The sequence below is a fragment of the Pseudomonas sp. NPDC090592 genome (assembly GCF_044769185.1).
In the GTDB taxonomy this organism is placed as follows: Bacteria; Pseudomonadota; Gammaproteobacteria; order Pseudomonadales; family Pseudomonadaceae; genus Aquipseudomonas.
Map to the genome: position 1 here is coordinate 65,972 of NZ_JBIVXJ010000018.1, position 25,443 is coordinate 91,414.

A 25,443-nucleotide genomic window follows, 5' to 3' on the forward strand; every position below is an offset into this window, starting at 1 on the left:
AAGATTGCGTGAGAACCCAACCCTTGATTCTTGCCTTGGCCGTGCTTGGCCTGGCTGGCTGCGCCAATGATCCGGCTCCTGAAGAGCAGATGCGCATTTCCGAACAGGCACTGGAGCAGGCCAGGGCCGTAGGTGCCACCGAGCAGGTCGAAACGTTGAAACTGGCTGAAGACAAACTGGCCCGTGCCAAGAGCAACATGCTGACCGAAGACTACCGCGATGCACGCATGCGCGCCGAGCAGGCCGAGCTGGATGCTCGCCTGGCCGAGGCTCAGGTGCTGAACCAGAAGAGCGAAGAGCAGCTGCAACTGCTGCAATCGCGGGTCAAGCGCTTGCGCAAGCAACTGGAGGTGCAGCCATGATCCGCCGTACTCCATTGGCTGCGCTGGCCTTGCTGGTGCTGGCGGCAGGCTTGCAAGGCTGCGCCAGCCAACGCAGCTCGGCCGCGCTGGATGAAGCCAGTGCCGCCTTCGCCAAGGTCAAGGATGATTCCGATGTGCTGCGCAGTGCACCACGTGACGTGATCCGCGCAGGCGAGTCGCTGGCCCGTGCCGAGCGGCTGTCCAGCTACATCGGCACCGGTTCCGATGTACGTCATTACGCTTACCTCAGCCAGCGCTACAGCGAGATCGCCAGTGAGCATGCCAAGCTGGCGCTGAACCAGGAGCGCCAGGCCAAGCTTGACCTTGAGCGCCAGCGCCTGCAATTGGCGCTGCGCGAGGCCAAGCTGGCCAGCGTGCAGCAGCAGGGCAAGTGGGTCGAGTCGCAGATTGCGGCGCTGGCATCGGAGCAGAGCGACCGTGGCCTGGTGATGACCCTGGGTGACGTGCTGTTCGATACCGGCCGTGCGGACCTGAAGAACTCGGCCAGCCGCACGGTGCTCAAGCTGGTGCAATTCCTTCAGCTGAACCCGCGGCGGGTGGTGCGTATCGAGGGCTATACCGACAGCACCGGCGCGGCCGAAGACAACCTGAAGTTGTCCCGCGACCGTGCGCAGGCTGTGGCCGACATGCTGGTGGACCTGGGTATCGACGAAAAGCGTCTGCAGGTCGAGGGCTATGGTGACCAGTACCCGATCGAGGCCAATGCCTCGGAGCGGGGCAGGGCGCAGAACCGCCGGGTCGAGATCGTGTTCTCTGATGAGAAGGGCAAGCTTGCGCCAGCGCGCTGAGACTGGGGTGTTTGCCTCGGCATTGGCTGCGCCTATGAGATCGAGCGCCGCCCGCGCGGCGCTTCGCGGGGCAAGCCCGCTCCCACATTTGTTTCGGGCCAGTAAAGCCTGAGCCATTGTCGCGCGGCCCTTTTGGCGTTCACCTCGATATCGTGTGGGGCAAACAAGGCGATCGCGCGCGACGGTGCAGGCATAACTGGCCCGAAACAAATGTGGGAGCGGGCTTGCCCCGCGAAGCGCCGCGCGGGCGGCGCTCGATCTGGCAGGCGCCTTAGATGTTGTGGCGACCACACCATCTGTCCCAGTACACTTTGCAACTGTTACGGTATCCTCTACCGTCACTGAGCCGTACAAGAACAACGAGCCTGCCGCCATGACCAACCTGCTGCTGTACCAGCGTATCGCCCAGCAACTGGCCGATGACATCCGTCGCGGTGTCTACCAGCCAGGCGAGCGGGTACCCTCCGTGCGCAAGATGAGCGCCCAGCTCAATGTCAGCCATGCCACGGTGCTGCAGGCGTACGCCAACCTCGAAGACCAGGGGTTGATTCGCGCACGGCCACAATCGGGCTACTACGTGCACCAGACGCCCGCCCTGACCGCACAGACGCCGGACATTGCCCGGGTCGAGCGCCCGGGCCTGGTCACCCGTGCCAGCATCATCCAGCAAGTACTGACCGAGGCGCGCCGTGATGGCGTGTTCCCGTTCGGTGCTGCGGTACCGCATGTCGATTACCTGCCGGTGCGCGCACTGCATCAGCAAATTGCCAAGGTCACCCGCTTTCACAGCCCGCGTGCCTTCAGTTACATGTTCAGCCCGGGCTTCGAGCCGCTGCGCCGGCAAATCGCCATTCGCATGCGTGACGCCGGTGTATTGGTCGACCCGCGTGAAGTGATCGTGACCCATGGCTGCGTCGATGCCCTGCAGATGTCGCTGCGCGTGCTGACCCGCCCCGGCGACCTGATCGCGGCCGAATCGCCAACCTATTACGGCTTGCTGCAACTGGCCGACCTGCTTGGCCTCAAGGTAATCGAGATCCCCAGTGACCCGTCCACCGGTATCAGCCTCGAAGCCTTGCAGCTGGCGGCCAACCAGTGGTCGATCAAGGCCCTGGTGCTGACTGCGCGCCTTAGCAACCCGCTGGGCGGTACCGTCCCGGAAGAGCGGCAGAAACAGTTGCTGCGCCTGGCCTCGGACTTCGATATCCAGATCATCGAAGACGACATCTATGGCGAGCTGATGTTCGAGCAGGGCAAGACCAAGGCACTGAAAGCGTTCGACCGGCTGGACCGGGTAATCTACTGCTCCAGCTTCTCCAAGACCTTGTCCCCCGGCGTGCGGGTCGGCTGGATGATTGCCGGCCGTTACCAGGACGAGATCCAGCGCCTGCAGACTTTCACGACTCATTCGGCCTGCAGCGTGACGCAGATGGGGGTAGCGGCCTACCTGGAAAATGGCGGCTACGACCGGCACCTGCGCTACATTCGCCAGGAGTATCGCAAGAACCTCAGCGCCTATCAGTTGGCGGTGCAGCAGCACTTCCCCGAGGGTACGCAGATGACCCGGCCAACGGGCGGCTTCATCCTTTGGGTGAGCTTGCCTGGGCGGGTCAATACGCAGGAGTTGCATGTGCGGGCGCTGGAGCAGGGCATCAGCATTGCACCGGGGCTAATATTCAGTAACACAGAGCAATTCAACCACTGTATCCGCCTCAATTGCGGTATCCCGTGGAACAAAGAGGCCGAGCGGGCAGTGATTACCCTCGGCTTGCTGGCCCAGCAGTTGTGCCGGGAGCCTGCGCTCACACTTTTGTAAGGCTTGCCAGCCGCCTTTGGAACATGGAGCATACGCACCTTTCCTGCCAGTCTGTCCATTTGCCATGAATGCCTTGCGCTGTTTTGCCCTGATCGTGTGTCTTGCACCGTTATGCTACCCGGGCAGTCCAGCCTTGGCTGCGCAGCCGGCAGGCCAAGCGCACGCAGCCCAAAGCAAGCCGGTGCAAAAAAAGGCGGTAGCCAAGCCTGCGCAGAAGCAGGCGGCAAAGAAGGCCGGCAACAGCAAGGCAAAGGCGCACAAGCCGGTCAGCAAGGCGGTCGCCAAACCATTGCCCAAGGCAAAACTGGACCTCAGCCTGCCAGCGAATATGGTCAATGACCTCGAGCCGAACGTGGGTACCCCGTCGCCCATCCAGCGCCGCAAACCTTTGCTGCCCCCCATGTTCAGCGAAAAGCCAGAAGCCAACGACAGCCCGTTCCAGCTCAATGGCCGGCTGATCAACAACGAAATGCAGCTGCAACTGCGCAATGACAGCCGTCGTGACGTGGAAGGGGCGGCCATCGATTTCGAGTATCGCCAGTAGGCGGCAACTGACTGCCTGGTCACGGCAGATTTCATCGTGCCAGCAATTTCAAACAGCTGTTTGAGCCGTTACTATCCAGGGACGCTCGTCCCGTTTTGTTCCAGGGAGTCCTGATTTTGGTGAATAGCCATGAACTGCCGTGAGGGCTGCGGTGCCTGCTGCATCGCCCCGTCCATCACGTCTGCGATGCCGCGCATGCCCAATGGTAAGCCGGCGGGTGAGCGCTGCCTGCACTTGACGGCTGCCAACCTCTGCGACCTGTTCGGCAAGCCTGAGCGGCCGGCGGTATGTGGTGGCTTCAAGGCAGATGTCGAGGTGTGCGGCAGTGATCGTGACGAGGCAATCAGGATTCTTGGCTGGTGGGAGCAGATGACGGCGGCGTGACAGGCTGGATCTTCGACAACAAGGATAAACATGATGAGATCGTTCAAGCGTATTGGACTGCTATGTGGCGTGGGTGTTCTGCTGTCGCCTGCTGCCTGGGCCGAAAACTGGCAAGTGGCCAAGGATGAGGAGGGGATCAAGATTTCCCTCAGCGAAGTGGCGGGTTCCAAGTACAAGGCCTATCAGGGTGTTACCGTGATCAAGGCGCCGCTGGCCAAGGTGCAGGCGTTGCAGGAAGACGTGGCTGGCGCCTGCGCATGGATTCATGAGTGCAAGTCGCAGAAGCTGCTCAAGCATGAAGGTGACCAGAGCTGGACCTACACCCAGTTCAATACGCCTTGGCCGGTGACGCCGCGCGATTCCGTGCTGCATATCACTACGGTCAAGGGTGCTGATGGCAGCCTGACCCGTAATCTGGTCGAAGAGCCGACCTATGTCCCGGAAGAGAAGGGCTTTGTGCGGGTGGCCAAGGTCGAAGGCTTCTGGAAGCTGGTGCCCAAGGGCGATAGCACTGAAGTGACCTATCAGGTGCATACCGAGCCGGGTGGTAGTGTGCCGGCGATGGTGGCCAACAAGTTCGTGGTGGATGCGCCGTTCAATACCCTGAAAGGCTTGCGCGAGCGGGCTGAGAAAAACTGAGGTTTTGTGCTGCCTGTGCCGGCCTTTTCGCGGGCTTGCCCGCTCCCACAGGTACGGCGCAGGTTTCAGCATCTGTGCGGTTCCTGTGGGAGCGGGGAAGCCCGCGAAGAGGCCGGCACAGGAGTGCGGCAATAAAAAAGGCTGCCCAAGGGCTAATGCCAGTCAGTTAAGCAATTTTGGGCCGCGTTGCGGCCCATCGCCGGCAAGCCAGCTCCCACAGGTACAGCGCATGGCTTGAGTTCAGTGCAATCGGTGTGGGAGCTGGCTTGCCGGCGATGGGCTGCGCAGCAGCCCCGGCAGTCTTAACTGACTGGCATTAGGCCATGTACCGGGCTTTTTGTTGCATTAAGTTTTAATTCAGCGATCGTCGCTAATCTGGTCCCATCGAAACCCAAACAGGACCCGATTCTCATGAAAGCTCATTACGTCGCTCTTATCCTAGCCCCTCTGTTCACTACCAGCGCACTGGCGGCGACCTACACCGGCCCCGGCGCCCAGTCGGTCACCACCGTGGCCGCTGCCAACGACGCTGCGGATGACACCCCGGTCGTCCTGCAAGGCTTTGTGACCAAGAAGATCAACAACGACGACAAGTACGAGTTCAAGGACAGCACCGGCACCATTACCGTCGAGATCGATGACGAAGACCTGCCGCCGACGCCGTTCAACGACAAGACCAAGGTCAAACTGACCGGTGAGGTGGAAAAGCACCTGATGAGCCGGGAGGTGGATGTCGACCTGGTTGAAATCATCAATTAACGCCGCGCATAAGCTACTGGATCGCAGGTTTTTTCTTACATATCGCCACCAGGTCCCTGATTAGACTCGCGCTTCGATGTCGGGCTTCCCGACGCAGTTCGAGCGACCTGGGGGTGCTATGAATAAAAGAAAGAGTTTGCGCAGGTTTGTTGCCAGCAGCGCCTGGCTACTAGTTGCCGGGGCTGGTATGCATGCCCAGTTGGCGAGCGCGCATGGTTATACCAGCGCGCCGCCGTCTCGCGCGTATGCCTGCAGGCTGGGGGCGAACACGGCGTGCGGGCAAGCGACCTACGAGCCGCAATCGGTCGGTGAAGCCCCCAAAGGCTTCCCTCAGTTTGGACCATTGGATGGCAAGATCGCAAGCGGGGGCGTTCGCCCGGACTTTGCTCCGCTTGACGAGCAGTCGGCCAATCGTTGGAACCTTACCGTGCTCAAGCAACGCGAAGTTGAATTTGATTGGTTTTACACGGAAGGGCACCCGACAACCGGTTGGCAGTATTTCGTGACCAAGACGGGTTGGAATCCCAATGCACCCTTGGGCCGTGATGCTTTCGAGCTGACCCCTTTCTGCACGGTCGATGGTCAAGGAAAGCCCGCGCGCGGCGAGGGGCAACCCACCAATGGGCCAGCCCTGGAAAAGCACCAGTGCCTACTGCCGGCTGATCGGTCGGGCCATCACATCATTCTTGGTGCATGGACTATCGCGGATACCGGGGCTGCCTTCTATGACGTAATGGACGTGGACATTCAGGCCGAGGGTGGGCCAGCCCCGGAATGGCCACTGGTTGGCGCGATCAACCCGCACCGGGACTTGCAGGTGGGAGACAAGGTCAAGGCTCGCGCCTTTGTAGCAGGCTCGGAAAGCCCGCAATACAGCGCCAGTATTACCATCGAAAATACCGATGAGGGGCTGGCCCCCAATTGGTCGTACAAGCTGGCCAGGCGTATCAACGAAACCCTGACACTGGTGCAGTCTGGTCAACTCGACAACGATGGCAACATCAAGCCCGTGCAGGGCGCCAACAACATCTACGCCAAGCCAGAGACTGGTATCAGCAGCTATCAGTTGGACTTTGAAGGCGTGCCGATCGATGACAGCTACATGCACCTGCATGACCTCAAGCCTGAGTACAGCTTGACGGACGGCAAGACCACCGTTGACTTCACCGTGATGACCAACCGTAAGTTGCAGGTCAGTACACGGCTGTTCGACAGCGCGAACCAGCAGGTCGGCTTCGTTCGCCAGGAAGTGGATGCCACCACCAGCCCTGTCGCGCTGTCAGTGACCAGTGCCGAGGGTGAGCACCTGCTCAAGGTGGTAGGTGTGAACAAGACCGGGCGCATTCTATTGCAGGAAGAGCGCACCGTTCAGCTGAAGGCCGCGGGTGGTGAAGGCTACGACTTCGAATTCCCTCAATCGATTGCAAGTTACCAGGCGGGCACACGTGTCCTGCAGCCGAAGACGGGTGAAGTGTTCGAGTGCAAGCCGTTCCCGTTCGAGGGCTGGTGCAAGATCTATTCGGAAAGTGCCAGCCAGTATGAACCTGGTGTAGGCAGCAACTGGCAAGACGCCTGGATCAAGCGCTGAAGGAATGTGCCCTGGCAGCCCGATCAGCTGCCAGGGCACAACACGGTATTTTCGATGCAAGTACACAAATATTGCTGGCAGCAGATCCTGTTGCACTGGGTCTCTGCCTTGGTGATCGGCTGGGCGCTGGTCAGTGGCTTTTATGTTTCCGGCTTTGATGTCGAGCCCGCCACTGCCCAGCTGGTCGGTTTCGTGAATGTCGGGCTGACCACGCTGTTCATCCCGATTTTCTTGCTGCGCTGGCTGGTGCGATTGGTCAAGGCCAGGCCGGCTGCGCTGAATGCGAGCCTTAGGGCGCGCCGGGCTGCCCATGTTGTACACGAAGGTATGTACTGGCTCACAGCGCTGGTGCTGTTATCTGGCGTACTGATGATGGACCGCCAAATCGACGTGTTCGGATGGTTTGCCATCTCGCCGTTGATCAGCGACCCGTCATGGCTCAGTGCCTGGCTCAAGCTGCATGTTGCCGCCAACGTGGTGCTGACCATGGTTGTGTCGCTGCATGTTGGCGCCGTCATTCTTCACGAGTGTTCTGGGCGGCAGGTGCTGCGCCGGATGTTGCCCTGAGCCTATGAAGCCGTTTTCGCTCTTGCCCTGGGTGGCTGCCCCCCTCTTGGCGTTTGCCTTTCTGGCCGTGCGAGAAACAACCCGCCCCATGGCTGAGGGTGTGGCGCAGGAGCAAATCGTGCCCGCAGCAACTGCCCAGCAACCATTACCCATGGCAAGCCTGGCACTGGCGTTTGGTTACAGCGAACCTGTCGGCCAGGCTGCCAGCCAGGCGGAACTGGTTCTCAAGGCGTGTTTCGTCTCGAGCCTGGGCCACGCCCGTGCGCTGATTGCAAGCCGCGAGGGAGAAAGCCTGTACCGGGTTGGCGACCGTATACCGGGCGGCAGCGTGTTGCGTCGCATCGAAGTGGGTTCCATCACCCTTTGGGACGGTGAGCGTGAGCAAGGGCTGGCGTTGTCCGGTAGCCGCGCCAACGTCTTCGTCCAATCGGGCAGTACCCACGCGCGTGGTTCTGCCTCTGCCGATTCACCCCGCCTGCTGCGGGAGGTGCAATGACATTTCAACGCTTTCTACGGGGGGCCTCGTTCGGGGTCTGGCTGACTTTGACCTGCCCGCTGGCCCTGGCTGATGAGCCGACCTGGCAACTGGCGATGAGCGATGCCGATGTGCGCGATGTGGTGCGTGAAGTCGGGGCCATTCTTGACCAGACGATTGTGCTTGACCCGCGCGTGCAGGGCCGGATTACAGTCTTGTCCAATGAAGCGCACGATCGCGAGGGCGTGCGCCGGCTGTTCTACTCGGTGCTGAATGCGCAAGGGTTCGCCGCGGTAAACGATGGTGATCGCTTGCTGGTGCTGCCGGCGAGTGAGGCAAAAGCCTGGGCCAACCAGCAGGTCGATGCCATTCCTGCCGCATTCACAACGCGTGTGTTCAGCTTGTCCGGTAGCACTGCCGCTGACCTGGCGGGCTTGCTCAGGCCGCTGGTGTCCGGCAACGGTTACATCGGCCCGTCCAGTTCGGCCAATGCCTTGGTCGTTACCGATTCGGCTGCAAACCTGGAGCGCCTGCAAAGCCTGGTGGCGCAACTGGACAGTGGTCAACGTCACGATTATGAGCTGGTGACCTTGCGTATCGCACAGGCAGTGGACGTGTTGCCTGTGGTAGAGGCTTCGGCGGGTGGCCCGGACAGTGGCGTGCGGGTGTTATCCGATTTGCGCAGCAACCGCCTGCTGATACTTGGGCCGCAAAAGTCCCGGCAACGCCTTGCCCGCCTGGCCCGCGAGCTGGATGTGCCCGCGCCTGCAAGTGCGCAGAACTGGCGAGTGGTGCGCCTTCAGCATGGCAATGCCGAGCAACTGGCCGAGGTGCTCAGTGAAGTGGGCAAACGGCTGGATGGCAAGGCCGCTACTGAAACCTTGGGCCAGCCGCTTGCGGCAGGGGCCATGGTCAGGGCCGATGTCAGCCAGAATGCGCTGGTGCTTCTGGGCGAGCCCCAGACGTTGGGGAATGTGGTACAGATCATCGAGCAGCTCGACCAGCCACGCGCGCAGGTGCTGATACACGCGGCAATCGTCGAGGTCAGCGGGGATATCAATGAAGCCCTGGGGCTGCAGTGGGGGATAGACACAGGCAGCCTCAAGGGCGGCGTGACATTCCCAGACAGCGGTGTGGCGTGGGCTGACCTGCTGGGCGCGGACAAGGCACTGCCGAGCGGTGCGGCACTGGCATTGGGTTCTGACCGTTTCGGCCTGCTGGTTTCCGCGTTGGCCAGCAATACTCGCAGCAATTTGCTGTCCACCCCCAGCCTGCTCACGTTAGACAACCAGGAGGCGCAGATCCTGGTGGGGCAGAACGTGCCCTTCAAGACAGGCTCGTACACCACATCAGGCAGTGGCGCCGACAACCCGTTCACGACCGTGGAACGCAAGGACATCGGTATTAGCCTGAAGGTGCGCCCGCACATCAATGAAGGCAGGAGTTTACGCCTGGAAGTCGAACAGGAAAGCTCCGAACTGGCACCTGGCACGGTCGAGGGTGACCTGATCACCAGCAAGCGGACACTCAAGAGCACCATCCTGGCTGCGGATGGGGAGATCATCGTGATCGGCGGCCTGATCAAGGACAGCGTACGGACAGAACAGCGCGCAGTGCCGTTGCTAAGCCGTATCCCACTGCTCGGTGGCTTGTTCCGCTGGAGCAGGGACACTCAGGAAAAGACCAACCTGATGGTGTTCCTGAGGCCTACCGTCTTGCGTACCCAGCAAGACCTGATCGAGTCCGGCCGCCGCGCCTACAGCGACGTGCACGCTTCCGACCCGGCACGAGTACCGAACGACCCCCGTCAAATGTTCGAGGCGCGCGCTGTACCGATGGGTGAGGAACCTGGCCGGTGAGCGGTTTACTTCCATTCGCCTTCGCCCGGCGATTCGGCATTTTGCTTGATGGCCACACACTGCTGATGCGCAACGGCGCCTCGCTGGAGGCGCTTTCCGAAGCGTTGCGCGTGGTCGGGCAGCATTTTGCGCTGCGGCTGGTGGACGATGACGAGTTTGCCATCCGCCTGGCCGGTTGCTACAGCGCAGGCCAGGATGCGGCGCAGTCGGTTATCCAGGAGCTGGATGAACACATCGACCTGTCACGCTTGGCTGAGGGATTGCCGCCGGCCAGTGACCTGCTCGATCAACAGGACGATGCGCCGATCATCCGGTTGCTCAATGCGTTGCTCAGCGAAGCGGTCAGGTCACGCGCTTCCGATATCCACCTGGAAACCTTCGAGCAGCAGTTACGTGTTCGCATGCGCATCGATGGTGTCATGCGTGAAGTGCTGACACCGCCCAGGGCGCTCTCGGCACTGCTGGTATCGCGCATCAAGGTCATGGCACGCCTGGACATTGCCGAAAAACGTGTGCCACAGGATGGCCGCATCAGCTTGCGGCTGGCAGGCCATGAGGTGGATGTGCGTGTGTCCACCTTGCCAGCGGCCCATGGGGAGCGGGTGGTAATGCGCTTGCTGGATAAGCAGGCGGTCCGCCTGGACATTCAGCACATGCAGATGCAGCCCTCTGTGCAGAAGGCTTTCCTGGCATTGCTGGACAAGCCCCATGGCATTTTCCTGGTGACCGGCCCCACCGGCTCTGGCAAGACCACCACGTTGTATACGGCATTGTCGGTACTCAACCGTGAGTCGCGCAACATTCTCACCGTCGAAGACCCGGTCGAATACCACCTGCCTGGCATCGGCCAGACTCAGGTCAACACCAAGGTGGAGATGACCTTTGCGCGCGGGCTGCGGGCGATCTTGCGGCAGGACCCGGATGTCGTGATGGTGGGTGAGATCCGTGACAGGGAAACGGCTGACATTGCCGTGCAGGCATCGTTGACGGGCCATCTGGTGCTGTCGACCCTGCATACCAACAGTGCACTGGGCGCCATCATGCGGTTGGCGGATATGGGGGTGGATACCTGTCTGCTCGCCTCATCGCTGGCTGGTGTCATGGCCCAACGGCTGTTACGTGTGTTGTGCCCGCATTGCAAAGTCGCGTGCGAGGTGGATGACGCAATGGCGACTGCCCTGGGCAATCCCGATGACCTGCCGCGAAAGCTCTACCAGGCTGTTGGCTGTGAGCGGTGCCAGTCGGGTTACAGCGGGCGCGTGGCTTTGCACGAAATGGTCGTGATTACCCCGCCGCTGGCACAGGCCATTCACGGCCGCGCATCCCTGGCACAGATGCGGGCCTTGCTGTGCCCGCACTCGACCAGCTTGTTTCAGCATGGCCTCGAACGTGTCTGCCATGGGCAGACCAGTGTCGAGGAACTATTACGCGTCACAGGCCAGGACTGAGCATGGCGGCTTTCCGTTATCAGGCTCAGCGCATCGGCGGCGCGCGTCAGCGCGGTACGCTAGAGGCAGCCAATGCACGCCAGGCCCGGCAGCAGTTGCGCGAGCAAGGCTGGTCGGTGCTGATGATCGAAGAGGTACAGCCGTCGCCCTTTGCCGCGCAGGTTGCCCGCAACCGCCTCTCCCTCGTGCATCGCTGCCTGCTGACCCGGCAGCTGGCAACGCTGTTGCAGGCCGGCATACCGCTGACTGAAGCATTGCAGGCGGTGGCTGCGCAGAGCGGCCAGCGCCAGGTCAGGCAGGTGTTGCTTGGCGTGGCTGAGCGGGTCGCCGAAGGTAATACCTTTGCTGATGCGTTGGCACATTACCCATCGGCATTCCCGCTGGTCTACCGTGCCACGGTCGAGGCGGCGGAGCGCTCGGGGCACCTGGACGGCGTACTGGAGCGGTTGGCAGAGCATGGCGAGAATCAGCGGGCCCTGCGCCAGAAAGTGCAACTGGCGATGCTCTACCCAATGATCCTGACGGTCGTGGCACTGCTGGTGGTGGGGTTTCTGCTTGGCTATGTGGTGCCGGACGTGGTGCAGGCATTTGCCCGCGACCAGGCGCAGTTGCCGCTGGCAACGCAGGTGCTGATCGCGCTCAGCGACACCTTCGGCCGCTTTGGGCTGTGGGCCTTGATGGTGATGCTGGCCGGGGCGACCACCATCGCCTTGCTGTTGCGCAAGCCAGCACCACAAAGGCGATGGCATGTCATGGCCCTGCGCATACCCGGTTATGCCGGCTTTGTGCTTGCCAGTGAAGCCGCGCGTTTCATCAGCACCCTGGCGATTCTTGGTCGCAGTGGCGTCGTGCTGGTCGATGCCATGAACATCGCGGCAGGTGTCGTGGGCAACCTGGTGCTACGCGAACGTTTGCAAGCCGCTGTGCGTGAAGTGGGCGAAGGCGCAACCCTGGCCCATAGCCTGGCACGTAGCCAGACCATGCCTGATCTGATGCTGCACATGATCGCCAGTGGCGAACGCGCCGGAGAGCTGGACGGCATGCTGGAACGTGCCGCCGATCTTCAGGCCAGGCAACTGGCCGGTCGTATAAGCCTCCTGGTGAGCCTGTGTGAACCCCTGATGCTGTTGCTGATGGGCGGCATCGTACTGTTCATCGTGCTGGCCATCCTGCTGCCCATTCTCAACCTCAACCAACTGGTCAACTGATATGTCCCATGGCTTTGCACGCCGCGCACAAAGCGGTTTCACGCTTATTGAAATCATGGTGGTAGTCATAATCCTGGGCGTACTCGGTGCCTTGGTGCTACCCAATGTGATGAGCCGCCCCGACCATGCCAAGCTCACTGCAGCGCGTACCGATATCCAGTCCATTGCCACGGCGCTGGAAATCTACCGCCTGGACAATGGGCGCTATCCCACCACGGCTCAAGGCCTGGAGGCGCTCGTCCGGCGTCCAACCTTGGCGCCATTGCCTCGGCAGTGGAGCGCCCAGGGCTACCTCAAGCGCCAGGCGATGGACCCGTGGGGAGCGCCTTATCAGTACGCCAACCCAGGTACGCGATCAGGCCAGGGGTACGACCTGTTTTCTTTGGGGGCCGACGGCCAGCCCGGGGGTGAAGACGCAGATGCCGATATCGGTAACTGGGTCGAATGAAGCAGCGCCGGTCGCGAGGCTTCACCCTGCTTGAAATCATGCTGGTGTTGTTGCTGGTAGGCGTAGTCCTGGCCATGGCCGGACTACAGGTGGGACAGGGCCCCCAAAGGTTGGCACAGCAGGAAGCCGGCCTGTTTCTGCAACTGGTCCAATATGCCAGGCAGCAGGCAGTGTTGGAGGGGCGGGAATTGGCTGTGCATGTCGACCCCCGCGGCTATCGGCTGGTGAAGGGTGAAGGGCACGGCGTAGCAGCGCAGGGGCCGCGCCGGGACACCGGGCTGGACCTGCGTCTCGAAATCGACGGGCTGGCAGTGATGCCCGGCAGGCCGGAAGTTACTGCGCAACTGGTGTTTTCCCGTAGCGACGAGCACACCCCGTTTTCGTTGTCATTCCATGAGGCCGGCGTCAGCCTGGCCCGGGTATCTAGCGATGGCCTTAATAACCCCTGGCTCGAACGTTGAACGTGGGTTTACGTTGCTGGAAGTACTGGTGGCGCTGTCTGTTTTTGCCGTGCTCGCCGCAGCTGTGACCACTGCCAGCCAGCATGTCCTGGAGCAGTCGCAGGGCGGGCGTGACCGGCTGTTCGCCAGCTGGATCGCCGATAACCACCTTACTGAACTGCGTCTGCACGCGCCTGCGGCTGCACAGCGGCGCTCCCTGGAGGTCCGGTTCGATGAGCGGGCGTGGGTGTTGGTCGAGGCGAGACATCCTCTGGCCGATGCGCGCCTCGTCGAGGTGAACGTGAGTGTCGGCTTGGCGTCGGATCGGCAGCCGCTTCATCACGCCGTGGGTTGGTTGGAGGTTGTCGATGCCGCGCCGTGAGCCAGCCTCTACCCAACGCGGTTTTACCCTGCTGGAGTTGTTGCTGGCCGTCGCCATCTTCGCCTTGTTGGCGGCAGGCACCAGCCAGTTGCTGGCTGCATTCACTCGTGCCGATGCCGCGCGCCAGGCCCACGCCGACGAGTTGCGTGCGCTGGGGCGGGCAATGAGTGTGATTCAGCGCGATGCATTGCAAGGGTACTGGCCCGCGGGCGGCAAGCATGGCGAGGGCCTCGGCATTGCCTTGACGCCATACCGGGTCAGCTGGTTGCTGGGTGCCGAGCGTGATCGGCAGCCCCTGCCGCGCAGCAATCTGAGGGTTGTCGAATACTGGCTGGAAGACGGTGTGCTGTGGCGCCAGCGGCGTACTCTGGAGCATGGGCAGGTACGCCCGCAGCGTCTTCTCGACGGTATTGTGGCGTTGCACTGGCGAATGTATGGCGCAGAGAGTGGCTGGGTTTCCAGCTGGCCGGCTGCGCAGCCGCCGCAGGCGCTCGAAATCACGCTTTCGACCCGGCATTTCCAGGGCATCCGCCGCGTGTTGCCAATGGCGGGGGCAAGCCTGTGAAGAACACTCGGCAGCGGGGCGTGGCGCTAATCACCGTGCTGATGGTCATGGCGCTGCTGACCATGCTGGTTGCCAGCATGTTGCGTAGCCATCAAGGCATGCTGGGTAGCATCAGGCAGCAAATCGATGCCTCGCGCCTGCTGCAGTTGGCGCACGCGGGGGAACGCCAGGCCTTGATGCAACTGAAACAGCAGGCTGCAACCCTGCTGCAAGTGACCCATGGCGGGCAACCTTGGGCGAACGCCCGGTTGCTGGACCTTGAGCAGGGGCAGGTTCGCCTGCGTCTGGAAGACCTTTCCGGGCGTTTCAACATCGCTGCGCTGACTGCACGGAAAAATCTCGACCCTGTGCTGCTAAAGCGTTGGCACCGGTTGTGCCAGGCGTTGCAGATCGAGGCGCCGGTGCTGGACTCCCTGGCAGGCCAACGCATGCTCGACCCTAGCCAGTTGCGCGCCCTGCCCGGCGTTGATGATGAAGTGATGAGACGCCTGCAGCCATGGGTGGTGGCGTTGCCTGCGAATGCGGGGCTCAACGTCAATACCGCCCTGGCGCAGGTGCTCGTAGGCCTTGAAGGCGTGGAAGCATCCACGGCCCGGCGTTTGATAGGCGAACGGCCCGAAGACGGCTTTGCCAGCGTTCAGCAGTTTCTGGCGCAACCGCGTCTGGTCGGGCTTGGCATCGACAGCCATGGTCTGTCAGTGACCAGCCGCTGGTATCGCTTGGAGGTGCGCGCAGCGCTGGCAGGCAATCTTGGCTATCTGTACAGCGACCTTGAGATCGACGTGAACACGCATCAAGTGCGTGTGTTGCGTCGTGCTTTTTCTGCACAGCCGGAGCAAATGCCAGATGAGTGATGTTTATCTGTTTCTACTGGCGCAGGGTATGGCCGCAGCCGACGGTACATGGCCGGTGCTTGTGCGAACAGCACAGGGCCACCTGGGCCGGACAACGTTGGGCGATCTGCCACCAACGTTGGCCGATGCTGGCGTGGTGCTCGTCCTGCCGATGGAACTGGTGGGGTACTGCAGGATCGGGCCTGTGCCGGGCAGGCGCCCTGGCCGGGAGGCGTTGGGCTATGCGGCCGAAGAGCAGTTGGCAGCACCTTTGGAGGCCTTGCACCTGGCGTTTGGGCCAGCGGATGATGAGGGGCGGCGAAAGGTGCTGGTGATGGCGCTGGAACGCTTGCGGCCGTTGATGTCGCTGCTGCTTGAGCAGGGTATCGACCCGGTCGCGGTGCACGTCGATGCCGACCTGCTGGGTGCCGCACAGGCGTGCGCCCTGTGGTTCGAGGGGCGCTGGTTGTTGGGGGGCACCGAAGGTGCGCGCCTGGCTGTCAGTGCCCAGGCTGCTCAGGTACTGAAGCAGAGCCATGCGTCGATACCCTGGATAGCCGAGGCAGGGGCAATGGGGGCGGATTGCTGCGATCAGCAGGTGGCCTGTGCCGCGGAACTGCTGGTGCAGGGTACAGCTGGCGCGGTGGACCTGCGCCAGGGCACCTTGTGCCGACGGCGCAGTGCGCCGGCGTGGCAGGCGATGGCAGGTGGAGTGGTGTTGGCATTGCTGATGGTTTGCCTGGCTGAATACGGGCGAACCGAGTGGTTGATGCGTCAGGCATTACTGCAGCACACCGACAATGTTCGGGTGCTGCAACGCTGGGCGCCTGAGCAGCCGACCGGGGGCGACTTGGCCATGCAAATCCGGTTGCTGGAATACATGCCCAGGCAGCCGACTGCTGTGGATCAGCTCGCGCAATTGTCCGAGCAACTGGTCAGCAGCGGTAATCTGGTGATTGAGCGAGCGGAAACAACAGCCGGCCAGGGCTGGCGAGTCGATGTCATCGCCCACGGCCTTGACGATCTCGAACGGCTGGCTGGGCGTGTTGCCGGCATGCGGATGGAACAGGCTCGACAGACTGACCAGGGTGTGCGGGCAACCCTCGTCTGGCAGGAGGCAGAATGAAGCACCTCAACGAACATACATGGGTTCGCCAGTGGAAAGAGATACCGGCAGGCCGGCGTGCGCTGTTGAATGCAGCGTGCTGGGGCTTGCTGTTGATAGTGATCTGCCAGTTCCTCTGGCTGCCGGGGCAGGCCCGCATGCAGCAAGCGGAACAGGCGCTGGCGCGTGAGCATGAGCTGGCGGCCACGTTGCAGCGAATTGTACAGGGGCCGCGCCGGTCGCCAGGCACCGTCGAGTTGCTGACACCGGCTGGGCTGAACGAGCGCGCCAAGGCGGCAGGGATCCACATCGTCAGCCTGGAAGCCAAGGCTGGGCAAGTGGATGTCAGCCTGGAGGGGCCCGTCGCTACAGTGCTGGCCTGGCTGCACGGACTCGAGCATGACGGTGGCGAAGCGCTGAACATTCAGTTGCAGGCCGAAGGCGAGCTGCTTCAGGCGCGCTTGGTGATGGCGCTGCCCGAAGCCTGAGCACGGGCGCCTATGCCTTGGGAGGCAGCTTGCTCAAGTGCAATGCCACCAGCAACGCCACCGTCAGCAAGCTGCCGATGAACAACCCGATGCCATTCCAGCCCCACTGGTGCCAGAACACCCCGCCCGCCGTACCCGCCACACTCGACCCGGCGTAGTAACTGAACAAGTACAGCGACGACGCCTGTCCCTTCGCCTTCAGCGCCCTTCGCCCGATCCAGCTGCTGGCCACCGAGTGCGCGCCAAAGAAGCCGAAGGTGAACACCAGCATGCCCACGATCACCATCGCCAGCGGGCTGGCCAGGGTCATCAGCAAACCACCCGCCATCACCACGATACTGGCCCAGAACACCTTGCGCCGGCCCAGCTTGTCGGCCAAGGCACCCACCTGTGCCGAACTGTAGATGCCCGACAGGTACACCACCGAGAGTAATCCGACCAGCGCCTGGTTCATGTGGTAGGGCTCGGCCAGCAGGCGGTAGCCGATGTAGTTGAACAGGGTGACGAAGGCGCCCATCAGCAGGAACGCCTCGAGGAACAACCAAGGCAGGCCGGCATCCTTGAAGTGCATGACAAAGCCGTCCAGCAGGCTGCGTGGGTTCATCAACTGTGGGCGGAAGTTGCGCGATTCGGGCAATACCTTCCAGAACACCAGCGCGGCCACCAGCGCCAGGCCGCCGATGGTCAGCATCGCCGTGTGCCAGCTGACGAAGTCGATCAGTACGCCGGTGATCAGCCGCCCGCTCATGCCGCCAATCGCGTTGCCGCCGATGTACAGGCCCATGGCCAGGCCAATGTGCTGCGGATGGATTTCTTCGCTCAGGTAGGTCATCGCCACCGCCGCCAGGCCGCTCAGTGACAGGCCGACCAGTGCGCGGGTGACCAGTACCAGCTCCCAGCTTGGCATCACTGCGCTGGCCAGGGTGGAGAGGGCTGCACAGACCAATGCAAAGACCATCACCGGCTTGCGCCCGATGCGGTCGGAAATAGGGCCAGTGATCAACAGGCCGAACGCCAACATGGCGGTGGACACCGACAGCACCAGGCTGCTTTGCGCCGCGTTGATGGCAAATTCCTTGGACAACAGCGGCATCATCGGCTGTACGCAGTACAGCAGGGCGAAGGTGGCGAAGCCGCCGCTGAACAGGGCCAGCACGGTTTTCATGAAGGCGGGGGTGCCTTTTTCGATCCACATTTCGTTCAGGGGAGCGGGTTCTGGCTCGGCGGGAAGGGGGGCTACAGCAGTTTTCACGGGCGGGTACCTCTGGCGCAATGAAAAAAGCATATAGCTGGCTAATGATTAGATCCAATATATTATTCGACCTATTTAAGACGTTTTGCGACCTGTTTGGAGGTGATCATGGAACTGCGCCATCTGCGTTACTTCATCGCCGTGGCCGAGGAACTGCACTTTGGCCGCGCCGCCCAGCAGTTGGGTATTTCACAGCCTCCGCTCAGTCAGCAGATCCAGGCGCTGGAGCAGGAACTGGGCGCGCGCTTGTTCGAACGTACCAACCGTCGGGTCGAGTTGAGCGAGGCGGGGCGGCTGTTCCTCGAAGAGGCCCGGCAGGTGCTGGCGCAGGTAGAGAAGGCCGCCGACGTGGCCCGACGTGCACAGCTGGGTGAGCTGGGCGAGATGAAGATCGGCTTCACGTCGTCTGCGCCATTCACCTCGAAGATTCCCAAGGCCATCCACGCCTTTCGCCAGCGTTTCCCGGCAGTGCACCTGAACCTCAAGGAGATGAGCAGCCGCGATGTTGCCGAAGGGGTATCCGACGAGTCCATCGAGGTGGGGCTGATGCGGCCCATGCCGCTACCGGAGGGTTTGCTGGCCACCGAGTTGTTCCGGGAGCCGCTGGTCGCGGTAATCAATGCTTCGCATCCGCTGGCTGCAGGCACCGAGCAGGGTGTGCACATGGCGGCGCTGGCCCATGAGCCGTTCGTGTTCTTCCCGCGCAGTTACGGCAGCGGCCTGCATGCGCAACTGCTGAGCCTGGCGCGGCAGGCGGGCTTCAGCCCGCATTTTGCACAAGAGGCGGGGGAGGCGATGACCATCATTGGCCTGGTGTCGGCGGGGCTGGGGGTATCGGTGCTGCCGGCGTCGTTCCAGCGCATGCGCATTGAAGGGGTGGTTTACCGCACCTTGCTCGATGAAGGGGCGATGACGGCCGTGTGGCTGGTGCAGCGCGAGCGAGGTGGATCGGCAATGGCCAGGGCGTTTGCGCAATTGGTAACAGGGCAGGCCTATGCATGAAGCCAGCGCAGTAGCTGTGGGAGCGGGCGACGCGTTGGATGGCACCGGCTTTGCCGGTGTTCGCGGGCACGCCCGCTCCCACAGGTACTGCGCAAGCATTTAGATTTGAGCAAGGCAGTAGCAGGCCATACGGCAAATGGCACTGGCCATTGCTACGGCGCCGCCACATACTCGGGCATTCGTAGAAACACGGAGGTCAATCATGCGGCGCGTGGTGTTCAATCAGAAAGGTGGTGTGGGCAAGTCGAGCATTGCCTGTAACCTGGCGGCGGTCAGTGCCAATGAAGGCTACCGGACCCTGCTGATCGACCTGGATGCCCAGGCCAACTCGACCCAGTACCTCACCGGCCTTACCGGCGAGGACATCCCCATGGGCATTGCCGATTTCTTCAAGCAGAGCCTGTCCAGCGGGCCGTTCAGCAAGAAGAACAAGGTCGATATCTACGAAACCCCGTTCGACAACCTGCATGTGGTCACCGCCACGGCAGAACTGGCTGACTTGCAGCCCAAGCTTGAAGCCAAGCACAAGATCAACAAGCTGCGTAAGTTGCTGGACGAGCTGGATGAGGATTACGACCGGATCTATATCGACACCCCGCCAGCGCTGAATTTCTACGCGGTCTCTGCACTGATCGCCGCCGATCGCGTCCTGATCCCCTTCGACTGCGACAGCTTCTCGCGCCAGGCCCTGTATGGCCTGCTGGCCGAAATCGAAGACCTCAAGGAAGACCACAACGAAGACCTGATGGTCGAAGGGATTGTGGTCAACCAGTTCCAGTCCCGCGCCAGCCTGCCGCAGCAGATGCTCGACGAGCTGCAAGCCGAGGGCTTGCCGGTGCTACCGGTGTACCTGAGCAGCTCGGTGAAGATGCGCGAGTCGCACCACGCCAGCCTGCCGCTGATTCACCTGGAGCCCAAGCACAAGCTGACCCAGCAGTTTGTCGAGTTGCACTCGCTGCTCGAAGAGAACGCCTAGACCCCTTGGCTACGCAACCATTCCAGCAACGACTGGAGTGGAAACGCCCCGGCCTGGCGGCTGACTTCGCGGCCGTTCTTGAACAGCAGCAGGCTGGGGATCGAGCGGATGCCCAGTTGCCCGGCCAGGTTACGGTTGGCTTCGCTGTCTAGCTTGGCCAGGCGGCAGCGGCCGGTCAGTTGGCGAGCGGCTTGTTCGAAGGTGGGGGCGAAGGATTTGCACGGGCCGCACCAGTCGGCCCAGATGTCGACCAGCAGCGGCAGGTCGCCCTTGATCTGGCTGGCGTAGCTGGCTTCGGTGAGCTCGAAAGGGGTGCTCAGCAGCACATCCTGTTTGCAGCGGCCGCATTTTGGCGCATCGCCCAGGCGTTCGGCGGGCAGGCGGTTGAGGCCGTTGCAGTGGGGGCAGGGGATTACCAATGGCTCGGACATGTTGTTTCCTTGAGATTTTTGGGGCTGCTTTGCAGCCCATCGCGACACAAGGCCGCTCCTACAAGGGTACGCGGACTCCTGTAGGAGCGGCCTTGTGTCGCGATGGGCCGCAAAGCGGCCCCAGGATTCATGATGAACAGCTGATTTCCAGGTGCTTGCCCCACTCCGGCGGGCGCTCGGCATAGGCCTGCATCCCGGGCTGCTCTTCGAAAGGCTTGCTCAGCACTTGATGCAACCGCCGCACCTCGCTGTAATCCCCCGCTTCAGCCGCTTCGATGGCCTTCTGCGCCAGGTAGTTGCGCAGTATGTACAGCGGGTTCACCGCATGCATGCGCTCACGCCGCCCTTCGGCATTACCGGCCTCACGCTCGCAACGGGCCAGGTACTCCGCGCCCCATGCATCGAAACCAGCCAGGTCGATGAAATCGTCCCGCACCACTTTCAACGCGTTGGCAACCGGCTGGTCACCGAGCTTGCGCAAGAACAGGTTGTAGTCCACACCACCACGCTGCATGCACTGCAACAGGCGTTCGACCAGCGCCATGTCGCCGTCCTCGGCAGTGGTCAGGCCCAGGCGCCGGCGCATCAGGTCCAGGTAGTGGGCCTGGTACAGCGGCAGGAACAACCCCAGCGCTTCCTTCAGCGGCTCCACCTCGATCACCGTGGTCAGTGCCTGGGCCAGCGCGCTGAGGTTCCAGTGGGCGATGGGCACCTGGTTGGCGTAGCTGTAGCGGCCGCGGTCGTCGGAGTGGTTGCAGATGAAGTTGGCGTCGAAGTCGTCGAGGAAGGCGTAGGGGCCGAAGTCGAAGGTGATGCCCAGGATCGACATGTTGTCGGTGTTCATCACCCCGTGGCAGAAGCCATAAGCCTGCCAGCGGGCGATCAGTTCGGCATTGCGCTCCACGATGGTGCGGAACATGGCCAGGTACGGCTGCTCGGCATCCTGGCATTCAGGGTAATGCTGCTGCAGTACATGGTCGATCAGCACGCGCTGCTGCTCTGGCTGCTTGGTGTAGTAGAAGTATTCGAAATGGCCGAAGCGCACATGGCTTTGTGCCAGGCGGGTGAGCATGGCAGCACTTTCGCGGGTTTCGCGCCATACCGGGGTGCTGGAACCGATCACGCACAGCGCCCGGCTGCTGGGGATGCCGAGGGCGTGCAGGGCTTCGGAGGCAAGGAATTCGCGGATCGACGAGCGCAGCACGGCACGGCCGTCGCCCATGCGTGAGTAAGGCGTCTGGCCGGCGCCCTTGAGGTGCAGGTCCCAGTGCTCGCCGGCATCGTTGAGCACTTCGGCCAGCAGCAGGCCGCGGCCATCACCCAGGCGCGGGTTGTAGGAGCCGAACTGGTGGCCGGAATAAACCATCGCCCGAGGGTCGGCTTCTGCCCACAGCTTGTGGCCGCTGAACAGCTCGGCAAACACCGGCAGTTCGGCCTGTGCAGGGTCGAGGTCGAGCAGGGCCATGGCCGACTCGCTTGCTACCACCAGGCGTGGCTCGGCAATTGGCTCGGGCAAGACCTGGGTGGAAAACGCGTCGCCAAGGCGGGCGAAGCGGTTGTCGAAGGTGAGTTGGTCGAGGGCTTTCACGGGCCGGCTCCAGAGTTTGATTGGCTGGGGCCGCTTTGCGGCCCTTCGCGGGCACGCCCGCTCCCACAGGAATTAGCGCTCGCCTTGTGGGAGCGGGCGCGCCCGCGAACGAGGGCGGAGCCCTCGCAGGGTTTCAGCACAGAATAAAGGATTCAGGCCGAAGCAGTGCCATCGGATTTCGGCTGCTCCATGGGAATCAACTGCTGCTTGCCGCCTTTGGGGTCCATCAGGAACACCTCCACCTGGCGTACCGAGATCTTGATGTCATGCGCCTTGAACTCGCGGCTGATGTAGCGGTTGAGTTCGTCCAGCGTCGGGTTGCGGTCGCCCAGGTCGCGTACGTGCATGCGCAGCTCGTGGTCCAGCGAGCTTTCGCCGAAGTTGAGGAAGTACACAATCGGCTCCGGGTCCTTGAGCACCCGTGGGTTCTCATGCGCGCCCTTGAGCAGCAGGTCGCGCACCAGGTCGAGGTCGGAGCCATAGTCGATGCCCAGCTTCAGCGTCACCCGGGTGACCGTGTCGGTCAGCGACCAGTTGATCAACTGGCCGGTGATGAAGGTCTTGTTGGGGACGATGATGTCCTTGCGGTCGAAATCGGTGATGGTGGTGGCGCGGATGCGAATCTTGCTGACCGTACCCGACAGGTTGCCGATGGTGATGGTGTCGCCGATACGCACCGGGCGCTCGAACAGGATCATTATGCCGGAGATGAAGTTGGCGAAGATTTCCTGCATGCCGAAGCCCAGGCCCACCGACAGCGCGGCCACCAGCCATTGCAGCTTGTCCCAGCTTACCCCCAGCGTGGACAGGGTGCTGACGATGCCGACGCCGACGATGGTATACGACAACAGCGTGGTGGTGGCGTAGGCGCTGCCCTGGGCCAGGTTGAGGCGTGACAGCACCAGCACTTCCAGCAGGCCCGGCAAGTTGCCGGCCAGGGCAAAGGTGATGCCGACGATGACCAGCGCACCCAGCAGGTCGCCAAGGCTGATCGGCACCATGCTGGCGGCGGCACCGGTGCCGCTGGTGTATTCATACAGGACGAAGTTGTTGAGGTAGGCGAACACCGAGATCAGGTCTGCCCACACCCAGTACAGGCCGGCGATGAAGCCGCCGAGCAGGGCCAGGCGGATCAGGCGCAGCGACTGCTGGTTGACCTGTTCGATGTCCAGCGTTGGCTCTTCGGTGATGACTTCGCCATCCAGCCCTTCCTTGGCTGCTGCGCGCTTGCTCAGCGCCCGCTGGTAGGCCAGGCGCCGAGCCGCCACTGACAGGCCGCGCACGAACGCGGCCTCGATCACCAGCCAGAACAACAGCAGGTACAGGGTGTAGATCAGCCGGTCGGTGAGCTTCAGCGCGGTGTAGTAGTAGCCGAAGCACACGGCGACGAACAGGGCGATGGGCAGGGCGGTGAAGGCGACGCCGACGGCCCTGCGGAACAGCGAAGTGTCACGGTGTGCCGGGCTGCTGAGCAGCAGGCGGCTGAGCAGCCAGGCCATCAGCGCGTAGCAGGTCAGCACCACGCCGATACCCAGCACGTCGTCGGCCAGCGCCGACGGCTGGTGCTCGGCCACCGCCACCACGCCGACCAGTGCCAGCACCACGGTACCCAGGCGGCGCACCCAGCCGCGCAGGAACTCGACCTGCGGCTTGTGCCAGCGGAAGTGGATTTCTGCCACGCCACCGGGGGCGAGGATGCGGTAGGCGGTGTAGAACACCAGCCAGGCCTGGGCCAGTTGCCAGAGCGCTGCGCCCAGGTTGGCGTTTTGCCCGCGGGCGTCGATCTGCAGGGCATAGCTGCACAGTGCCAGGCCAAGGCTGACCGGCATTGCCAGCAGGATATTGATGAGGATCGCCTGGGGCGTGTGCCACTGGCTGTCACGGCGGAAGTGGCCGATGTCCTGATGCACCTTGCCCAGCCGCTGGTACAGGTATTTACGCCGCCACAACAGGCCGCCGATCACCAGCAGCAGGGGCAGGAACAGCAACGGGCGCTGGCTGAGGCCGTCTGCCAGCTCCTTCAGGCCCGAGCCCCACGGCAGGTTGGCGACCTGGTCGGCCAGGCGCTCGGGTACATAACTCAGCCAGTCCCAGTCCAACGGCTTGTTGCTGGGGATCCAGAACATCTGTTCGTCGAGGGTTGTACGCAGGCTCTGCGCGGTGCCCAGCAACTGTTTCTGGTTGAGCTGCAGGGTGATCGATTCGTTAAGCAGCGCCGACAGTTCGCGGTTCAGCCGTTCAAGCAGGTCGCTGCGGTTGATGGCGACTTCCAGCAAGGCTTTGCGCAGTTGCGGGCTCACTTCTTCCTGCGGCTGCACGGCCAGCAGCTTGTCGACATAGGTGACCGGGCTGCTCATCTGCTCGCGTTGCTGGTTGACTTCGAACTGGTACAGGCGGGTGTCGGCGATCTGGTCGGCCAGGTCGCGGTCGACTTTCAGGTGCGGCAGGGTCTGTTTCTGCTTGTACAGAATCTTCGACAGCAGCAGGCTGCCCTTGAGCACGTTGATCTGCTCGTCCAGTGCCTGGTCAGCCTGGGTCAGGCTGTCGAGCTGCTGTTTGGTGCGCAGGTTCTGCTGGGTCAGTTCGTTGAGGCGGTCGGTGCTTTTCAGCAGGTAGTCGGACAGCTTGAGGTTGACCGCGCTTTCGGTGGCCAGCAGGCTGCTGCCGCCGGCCTTCTGGGCCTCGATCGATTGTTGGGTGACCGCCTCCTGTGACTGGGCCAGGCGCTTGTCGTTGATTAGCGTCTGCAGGTCTTGAATTTCCTGCTCCAGGCGCGCGGCGCGTTCGATCAGCAGGTCATGACGGGCGTTGCCCAGGTCTTGCAACAGGCTGTTGCCGGCCAGCTCCTGACGGCGCAGCAGGGTCAGTGCGTTGAGCGAGGCCAGTTCGGCGTTGAGCTGGTTGCGCTGGTCGGCGTTGATGGACTTGCCGCCGTCCTTGCCGGTTTTGAGAATGTTGTTGATCTGCTGTGTGCGTGCCTGGCTGTTGCTGATTTCGGCCTGGGCACGTTCTGGGCGGGTTTGCGAATTGATGATCAGGCTGTTGGCTTCGGACAGCGCCTTCTGCAGTTCGCCCTGCTGGGTGTTGCGTTCGCTGAGCATCTGCTCAAGCTGCGGCACGGCCAGTGTGGCGTAGCGCTGGGCGACGGGCTGGGCCTTGGTTTCCTTGAGCCGGGCGAGTTCTTTCTGGCTTTCGCTGGTTTCCTTTGGCGCGCCGGCCAGTTGCTGCTTCAGCGCGGCCAGCTTCTTCTCATTGTCTTCCTTGCTGGCGAGCAGGCTCAAGGTCTGTTCGAGCACCTGCTGCAGGGCCTTCTGGTCGGCCTCGGGCAGCTTGCGCTCGGCGATCTTGTCGAGGCTGTTCTGGATGCTGGCGGTGGTCGGGGCCTCTGCGGCAGTGGCGGCAAAGGAAAGGGACAGGCACAGCCCGAGCAGGGCTGTGCGAAGGTACACGCGCAGGGACATAGGCAGACTACTTG

26 protein-coding genes are annotated in these 25,443 nt (G+C 62.4%); 22 read left to right on the top strand and 4 right to left on the bottom strand.

Features of this window, described 5'->3' with window-relative positions; translation table 11 throughout:
• Nucleotides 1-8 precede the first annotated feature (8 nt).
• From ACIQUI_RS17435 to ACIQUI_RS17530, 20 genes are all read left to right on the top strand, one after another.
• On the top strand, nt 9-362 hold the full coding sequence (locus ACIQUI_RS17435; RefSeq protein WP_403200805.1) for a DUF4398 domain-containing protein: 354 nt from the start codon (nt 9-11) through the stop codon (nt 360-362).
• A complete protein-coding gene (locus ACIQUI_RS17440; protein ID WP_403200808.1) occupies nt 359-1,171 on the top strand; it encodes an OmpA family protein in 813 nt (270 codons plus the stop codon). The genes ACIQUI_RS17435 and ACIQUI_RS17440 overlap by 4 nt, the downstream gene beginning before the upstream one ends.
• Before the next feature lie 373 nt (nt 1,172-1,544).
• Complete coding sequence (locus ACIQUI_RS17445; RefSeq protein WP_012273358.1) at nt 1,545-2,987, top strand: PLP-dependent aminotransferase family protein; 1,443 nt, start codon at nt 1,545-1,547, stop codon at nt 2,985-2,987.
• Nucleotides 2,988-3,051: 64 nt separating this feature from the next.
• A complete protein-coding gene (locus ACIQUI_RS17450; protein ID WP_403200811.1) occupies nt 3,052-3,531 on the top strand; it encodes a hypothetical protein in 480 nt (159 codons plus the stop codon).
• Between the two features lie 129 nt (nt 3,532-3,660).
• Nucleotides 3,661-3,915: a YkgJ family cysteine cluster protein gene (locus ACIQUI_RS17455; RefSeq protein ID WP_009684718.1), complete on the top strand. Its 255-nt coding sequence runs from the start codon at nt 3,661-3,663 to the stop codon at nt 3,913-3,915.
• Between the two features lie 30 nt (nt 3,916-3,945).
• Nucleotides 3,946-4,554 (top strand): START domain-containing protein, encoded by a 609-nt coding sequence (locus ACIQUI_RS17460; RefSeq protein ID WP_403200814.1) that lies wholly within the window; start codon nt 3,946-3,948, stop codon nt 4,552-4,554.
• Between the two features lie 411 nt (nt 4,555-4,965).
• A complete protein-coding gene (locus ACIQUI_RS17465) occupies nt 4,966-5,313 on the top strand; it encodes a YgiW/YdeI family stress tolerance OB fold protein (protein WP_403200816.1) in 348 nt (115 codons plus the stop codon).
• 118 nt (nt 5,314-5,431) lie between these two features.
• Entirely contained in the window at nt 5,432-6,901 is a 1,470-nt protein-coding gene (gene gbpA, locus ACIQUI_RS17470) for an N-acetylglucosamine-binding protein GbpA (protein WP_403200908.1), read from the top strand.
• Between the two features lie 54 nt (nt 6,902-6,955).
• Nucleotides 6,956-7,468, top strand: coding sequence for a cytochrome b (locus ACIQUI_RS17475; RefSeq protein ID WP_403200818.1), 513 nt, complete (start codon nt 6,956-6,958; stop codon nt 7,466-7,468).
• 118 nt (nt 7,469-7,586) lie between these two features.
• Entirely contained in the window at nt 7,587-7,964 is a 378-nt protein-coding gene (locus ACIQUI_RS17480) for a type II secretion system protein N (protein WP_403200820.1), read from the top strand.
• Nucleotides 7,961-9,802, top strand: coding sequence for a type II secretion system secretin GspD (gspD, locus tag ACIQUI_RS17485; protein ID WP_403200823.1), 1,842 nt, complete (start codon nt 7,961-7,963; stop codon nt 9,800-9,802). Before ACIQUI_RS17480 ends, gspD begins: the two co-directional genes overlap by 4 nt.
• Nucleotides 9,799-11,250 (top strand): type II secretion system ATPase GspE, encoded by a 1,452-nt coding sequence (gene gspE / locus ACIQUI_RS17490; protein WP_403200825.1) that lies wholly within the window; start codon nt 9,799-9,801, stop codon nt 11,248-11,250. The genes gspD and gspE overlap by 4 nt, the downstream gene beginning before the upstream one ends.
• Nucleotides 11,251-11,252: 2 nt before the next feature.
• Nucleotides 11,253-12,458, top strand: a complete 1,206-nt coding sequence (gspF, locus tag ACIQUI_RS17495; protein WP_403200828.1) for a type II secretion system inner membrane protein GspF — start codon at nt 11,253-11,255, stop codon at nt 12,456-12,458.
• 1 nt (nt 12,459) lies between these two features.
• Entirely contained in the window at nt 12,460-12,906 is a 447-nt protein-coding gene (gspG, locus tag ACIQUI_RS17500; RefSeq protein ID WP_403200830.1) for a type II secretion system major pseudopilin GspG, read from the top strand.
• Nucleotides 12,903-13,367: a GspH/FimT family protein gene (locus tag ACIQUI_RS17505; RefSeq protein ID WP_403200833.1), complete on the top strand. Its 465-nt coding sequence runs from the start codon at nt 12,903-12,905 to the stop codon at nt 13,365-13,367. Before gspG ends, ACIQUI_RS17505 begins: the two co-directional genes overlap by 4 nt.
• Nucleotides 13,336-13,728 (top strand): type II secretion system minor pseudopilin GspI, encoded by a 393-nt coding sequence (gene gspI / locus ACIQUI_RS17510; protein ID WP_403200835.1) that lies wholly within the window; start codon nt 13,336-13,338, stop codon nt 13,726-13,728. The genes ACIQUI_RS17505 and gspI overlap by 32 nt, the downstream gene beginning before the upstream one ends.
• Nucleotides 13,715-14,293 carry a type II secretion system minor pseudopilin GspJ gene (gene gspJ / locus ACIQUI_RS17515; RefSeq protein ID WP_403200837.1) on the top strand — a complete coding sequence of 193 codons (579 nt, stop codon included), beginning with the start codon at nt 13,715-13,717 and terminating at the stop codon, nt 14,291-14,293. The genes gspI and gspJ overlap by 14 nt, the downstream gene beginning before the upstream one ends.
• A gap of 20 nt (nt 14,294-14,313) precedes the next feature.
• Nucleotides 14,314-15,147, top strand: a complete 834-nt coding sequence (locus ACIQUI_RS17520; protein ID WP_403200839.1) for a general secretion pathway protein GspK — start codon at nt 14,314-14,316, stop codon at nt 15,145-15,147.
• Nucleotides 15,140-16,252, top strand: coding sequence for a type II secretion system protein GspL (gspL, locus tag ACIQUI_RS17525; protein WP_403200841.1), 1,113 nt, complete (start codon nt 15,140-15,142; stop codon nt 16,250-16,252). The genes ACIQUI_RS17520 and gspL overlap by 8 nt, the downstream gene beginning before the upstream one ends.
• On the top strand, nt 16,249-16,719 hold the full coding sequence (locus ACIQUI_RS17530) for a hypothetical protein (RefSeq protein WP_403200843.1): 471 nt from the start codon (nt 16,249-16,251) through the stop codon (nt 16,717-16,719). Before gspL ends, ACIQUI_RS17530 begins: the two co-directional genes overlap by 4 nt.
• A gap of 10 nt (nt 16,720-16,729) precedes the next feature.
• Here ACIQUI_RS17530 and ACIQUI_RS17535 read toward each other — a convergent pair whose 3' ends face one another.
• The gene (locus ACIQUI_RS17535) at nt 16,730-17,914 is read right to left on the bottom strand and encodes an MFS transporter (protein WP_403200910.1); all 1,185 of its coding nucleotides are present in this window, start codon (nt 17,912-17,914) and stop codon (nt 16,730-16,732) included.
• A 165-nt stretch (nt 17,915-18,079) separates the two neighbouring features.
• Here ACIQUI_RS17535 and ACIQUI_RS17540 point away from each other — a divergent pair, with 165 nt between their 5' ends.
• A complete protein-coding gene (locus ACIQUI_RS17540; RefSeq protein ID WP_403200846.1) occupies nt 18,080-18,973 on the top strand; it encodes a LysR substrate-binding domain-containing protein in 894 nt (297 codons plus the stop codon).
• A 202-nt stretch (nt 18,974-19,175) separates the two neighbouring features.
• Complete coding sequence (locus ACIQUI_RS17545) at nt 19,176-19,949, top strand: ParA family protein (RefSeq protein WP_403200848.1); 774 nt, start codon at nt 19,176-19,178, stop codon at nt 19,947-19,949.
• Here the strand turns inward: ACIQUI_RS17545 and trxC are convergent.
• The 3 genes from trxC to mscK form a co-directional block, all read right to left on the bottom strand.
• Nucleotides 19,946-20,380 carry a thioredoxin TrxC gene (trxC, locus tag ACIQUI_RS17550; protein WP_403200851.1) on the bottom strand — a complete coding sequence of 145 codons (435 nt, stop codon included), beginning with the start codon at nt 20,378-20,380 and terminating at the stop codon, nt 19,946-19,948. The genes ACIQUI_RS17545 and trxC overlap by 4 nt on opposite strands.
• Nucleotides 20,381-20,507: 127 nt before the next feature.
• Nucleotides 20,508-21,968, bottom strand: a complete 1,461-nt coding sequence (selO, locus tag ACIQUI_RS17555; protein ID WP_403200853.1) for a protein adenylyltransferase SelO — start codon at nt 21,966-21,968, stop codon at nt 20,508-20,510.
• 152 nt (nt 21,969-22,120) lie between these two features.
• Nucleotides 22,121-25,429: a mechanosensitive channel MscK gene (gene mscK, locus ACIQUI_RS17560; protein WP_403200856.1), complete on the bottom strand. Its 3,309-nt coding sequence runs from the start codon at nt 25,427-25,429 to the stop codon at nt 22,121-22,123.
• Nucleotides 25,430-25,443: the final 14 nt, after the last annotated feature.

What these genes read in the sequence shown, in the direction of transcription:
- ACIQUI_RS17540 (WP_403200846.1), top strand. Translation starts at nt 18,080, where the DNA reads ATGGAACTGCGCCATCTGCGTTACTTCATCGCCGTGGCCGAGGAACTG.
- ACIQUI_RS17545 (WP_403200848.1), top strand. Translation starts at nt 19,176, where the DNA reads ATGCGGCGCGTGGTGTTCAATCAGAAAGGTGGTGTGGGCAAGTCGAGC.
- ACIQUI_RS17450 (WP_403200811.1), top strand. Translation starts at nt 3,052, where the DNA reads ATGAATGCCTTGCGCTGTTTTGCCCTGATCGTGTGTCTTGCACCGTTA.
- gspL (WP_403200841.1), top strand. Translation starts at nt 15,140, where the DNA reads ATGAGTGATGTTTATCTGTTTCTACTGGCGCAGGGTATGGCCGCAGCC.
- ACIQUI_RS17505 (WP_403200833.1), top strand. Translation starts at nt 12,903, where the DNA reads ATGAAGCAGCGCCGGTCGCGAGGCTTCACCCTGCTTGAAATCATGCTG.
- ACIQUI_RS17440 (WP_403200808.1), top strand. Translation starts at nt 359, where the DNA reads ATGATCCGCCGTACTCCATTGGCTGCGCTGGCCTTGCTGGTGCTGGCG.
- gspD (WP_403200823.1), top strand. Translation starts at nt 7,961, where the DNA reads ATGACATTTCAACGCTTTCTACGGGGGGCCTCGTTCGGGGTCTGGCTG.
- ACIQUI_RS17445 (WP_012273358.1), top strand. Translation starts at nt 1,545, where the DNA reads ATGACCAACCTGCTGCTGTACCAGCGTATCGCCCAGCAACTGGCCGAT.
- ACIQUI_RS17530 (WP_403200843.1), top strand. Translation starts at nt 16,249, where the DNA reads ATGAAGCACCTCAACGAACATACATGGGTTCGCCAGTGGAAAGAGATA.
- ACIQUI_RS17475 (WP_403200818.1), top strand. Translation starts at nt 6,956, where the DNA reads ATGCAAGTACACAAATATTGCTGGCAGCAGATCCTGTTGCACTGGGTC.
- ACIQUI_RS17535 (WP_403200910.1), bottom strand. Translation starts at nt 17,914, where the DNA reads ATGTGGATCGAAAAAGGCACCCCCGCCTTCATGAAAACCGTGCTGGCC.
- trxC (WP_403200851.1), bottom strand. Translation starts at nt 20,380, where the DNA reads ATGTCCGAGCCATTGGTAATCCCCTGCCCCCACTGCAACGGCCTCAAC.
- gspF (WP_403200828.1), top strand. Translation starts at nt 11,253, where the DNA reads ATGGCGGCTTTCCGTTATCAGGCTCAGCGCATCGGCGGCGCGCGTCAG.
- gspG (WP_403200830.1), top strand. Translation starts at nt 12,460, where the DNA reads ATGTCCCATGGCTTTGCACGCCGCGCACAAAGCGGTTTCACGCTTATT.
- gbpA (WP_403200908.1), top strand. Translation starts at nt 5,432, where the DNA reads ATGAATAAAAGAAAGAGTTTGCGCAGGTTTGTTGCCAGCAGCGCCTGG.
- gspJ (WP_403200837.1), top strand. Translation starts at nt 13,715, where the DNA reads ATGCCGCGCCGTGAGCCAGCCTCTACCCAACGCGGTTTTACCCTGCTG.
- ACIQUI_RS17465 (WP_403200816.1), top strand. Translation starts at nt 4,966, where the DNA reads ATGAAAGCTCATTACGTCGCTCTTATCCTAGCCCCTCTGTTCACTACC.
- mscK (WP_403200856.1), bottom strand. Translation starts at nt 25,429, where the DNA reads ATGTCCCTGCGCGTGTACCTTCGCACAGCCCTGCTCGGGCTGTGCCTG.
- ACIQUI_RS17455 (WP_009684718.1), top strand. Translation starts at nt 3,661, where the DNA reads ATGAACTGCCGTGAGGGCTGCGGTGCCTGCTGCATCGCCCCGTCCATC.
- ACIQUI_RS17460 (WP_403200814.1), top strand. Translation starts at nt 3,946, where the DNA reads ATGATGAGATCGTTCAAGCGTATTGGACTGCTATGTGGCGTGGGTGTT.
- gspI (WP_403200835.1), top strand. Translation starts at nt 13,336, where the DNA reads ATGGCCTTAATAACCCCTGGCTCGAACGTTGAACGTGGGTTTACGTTG.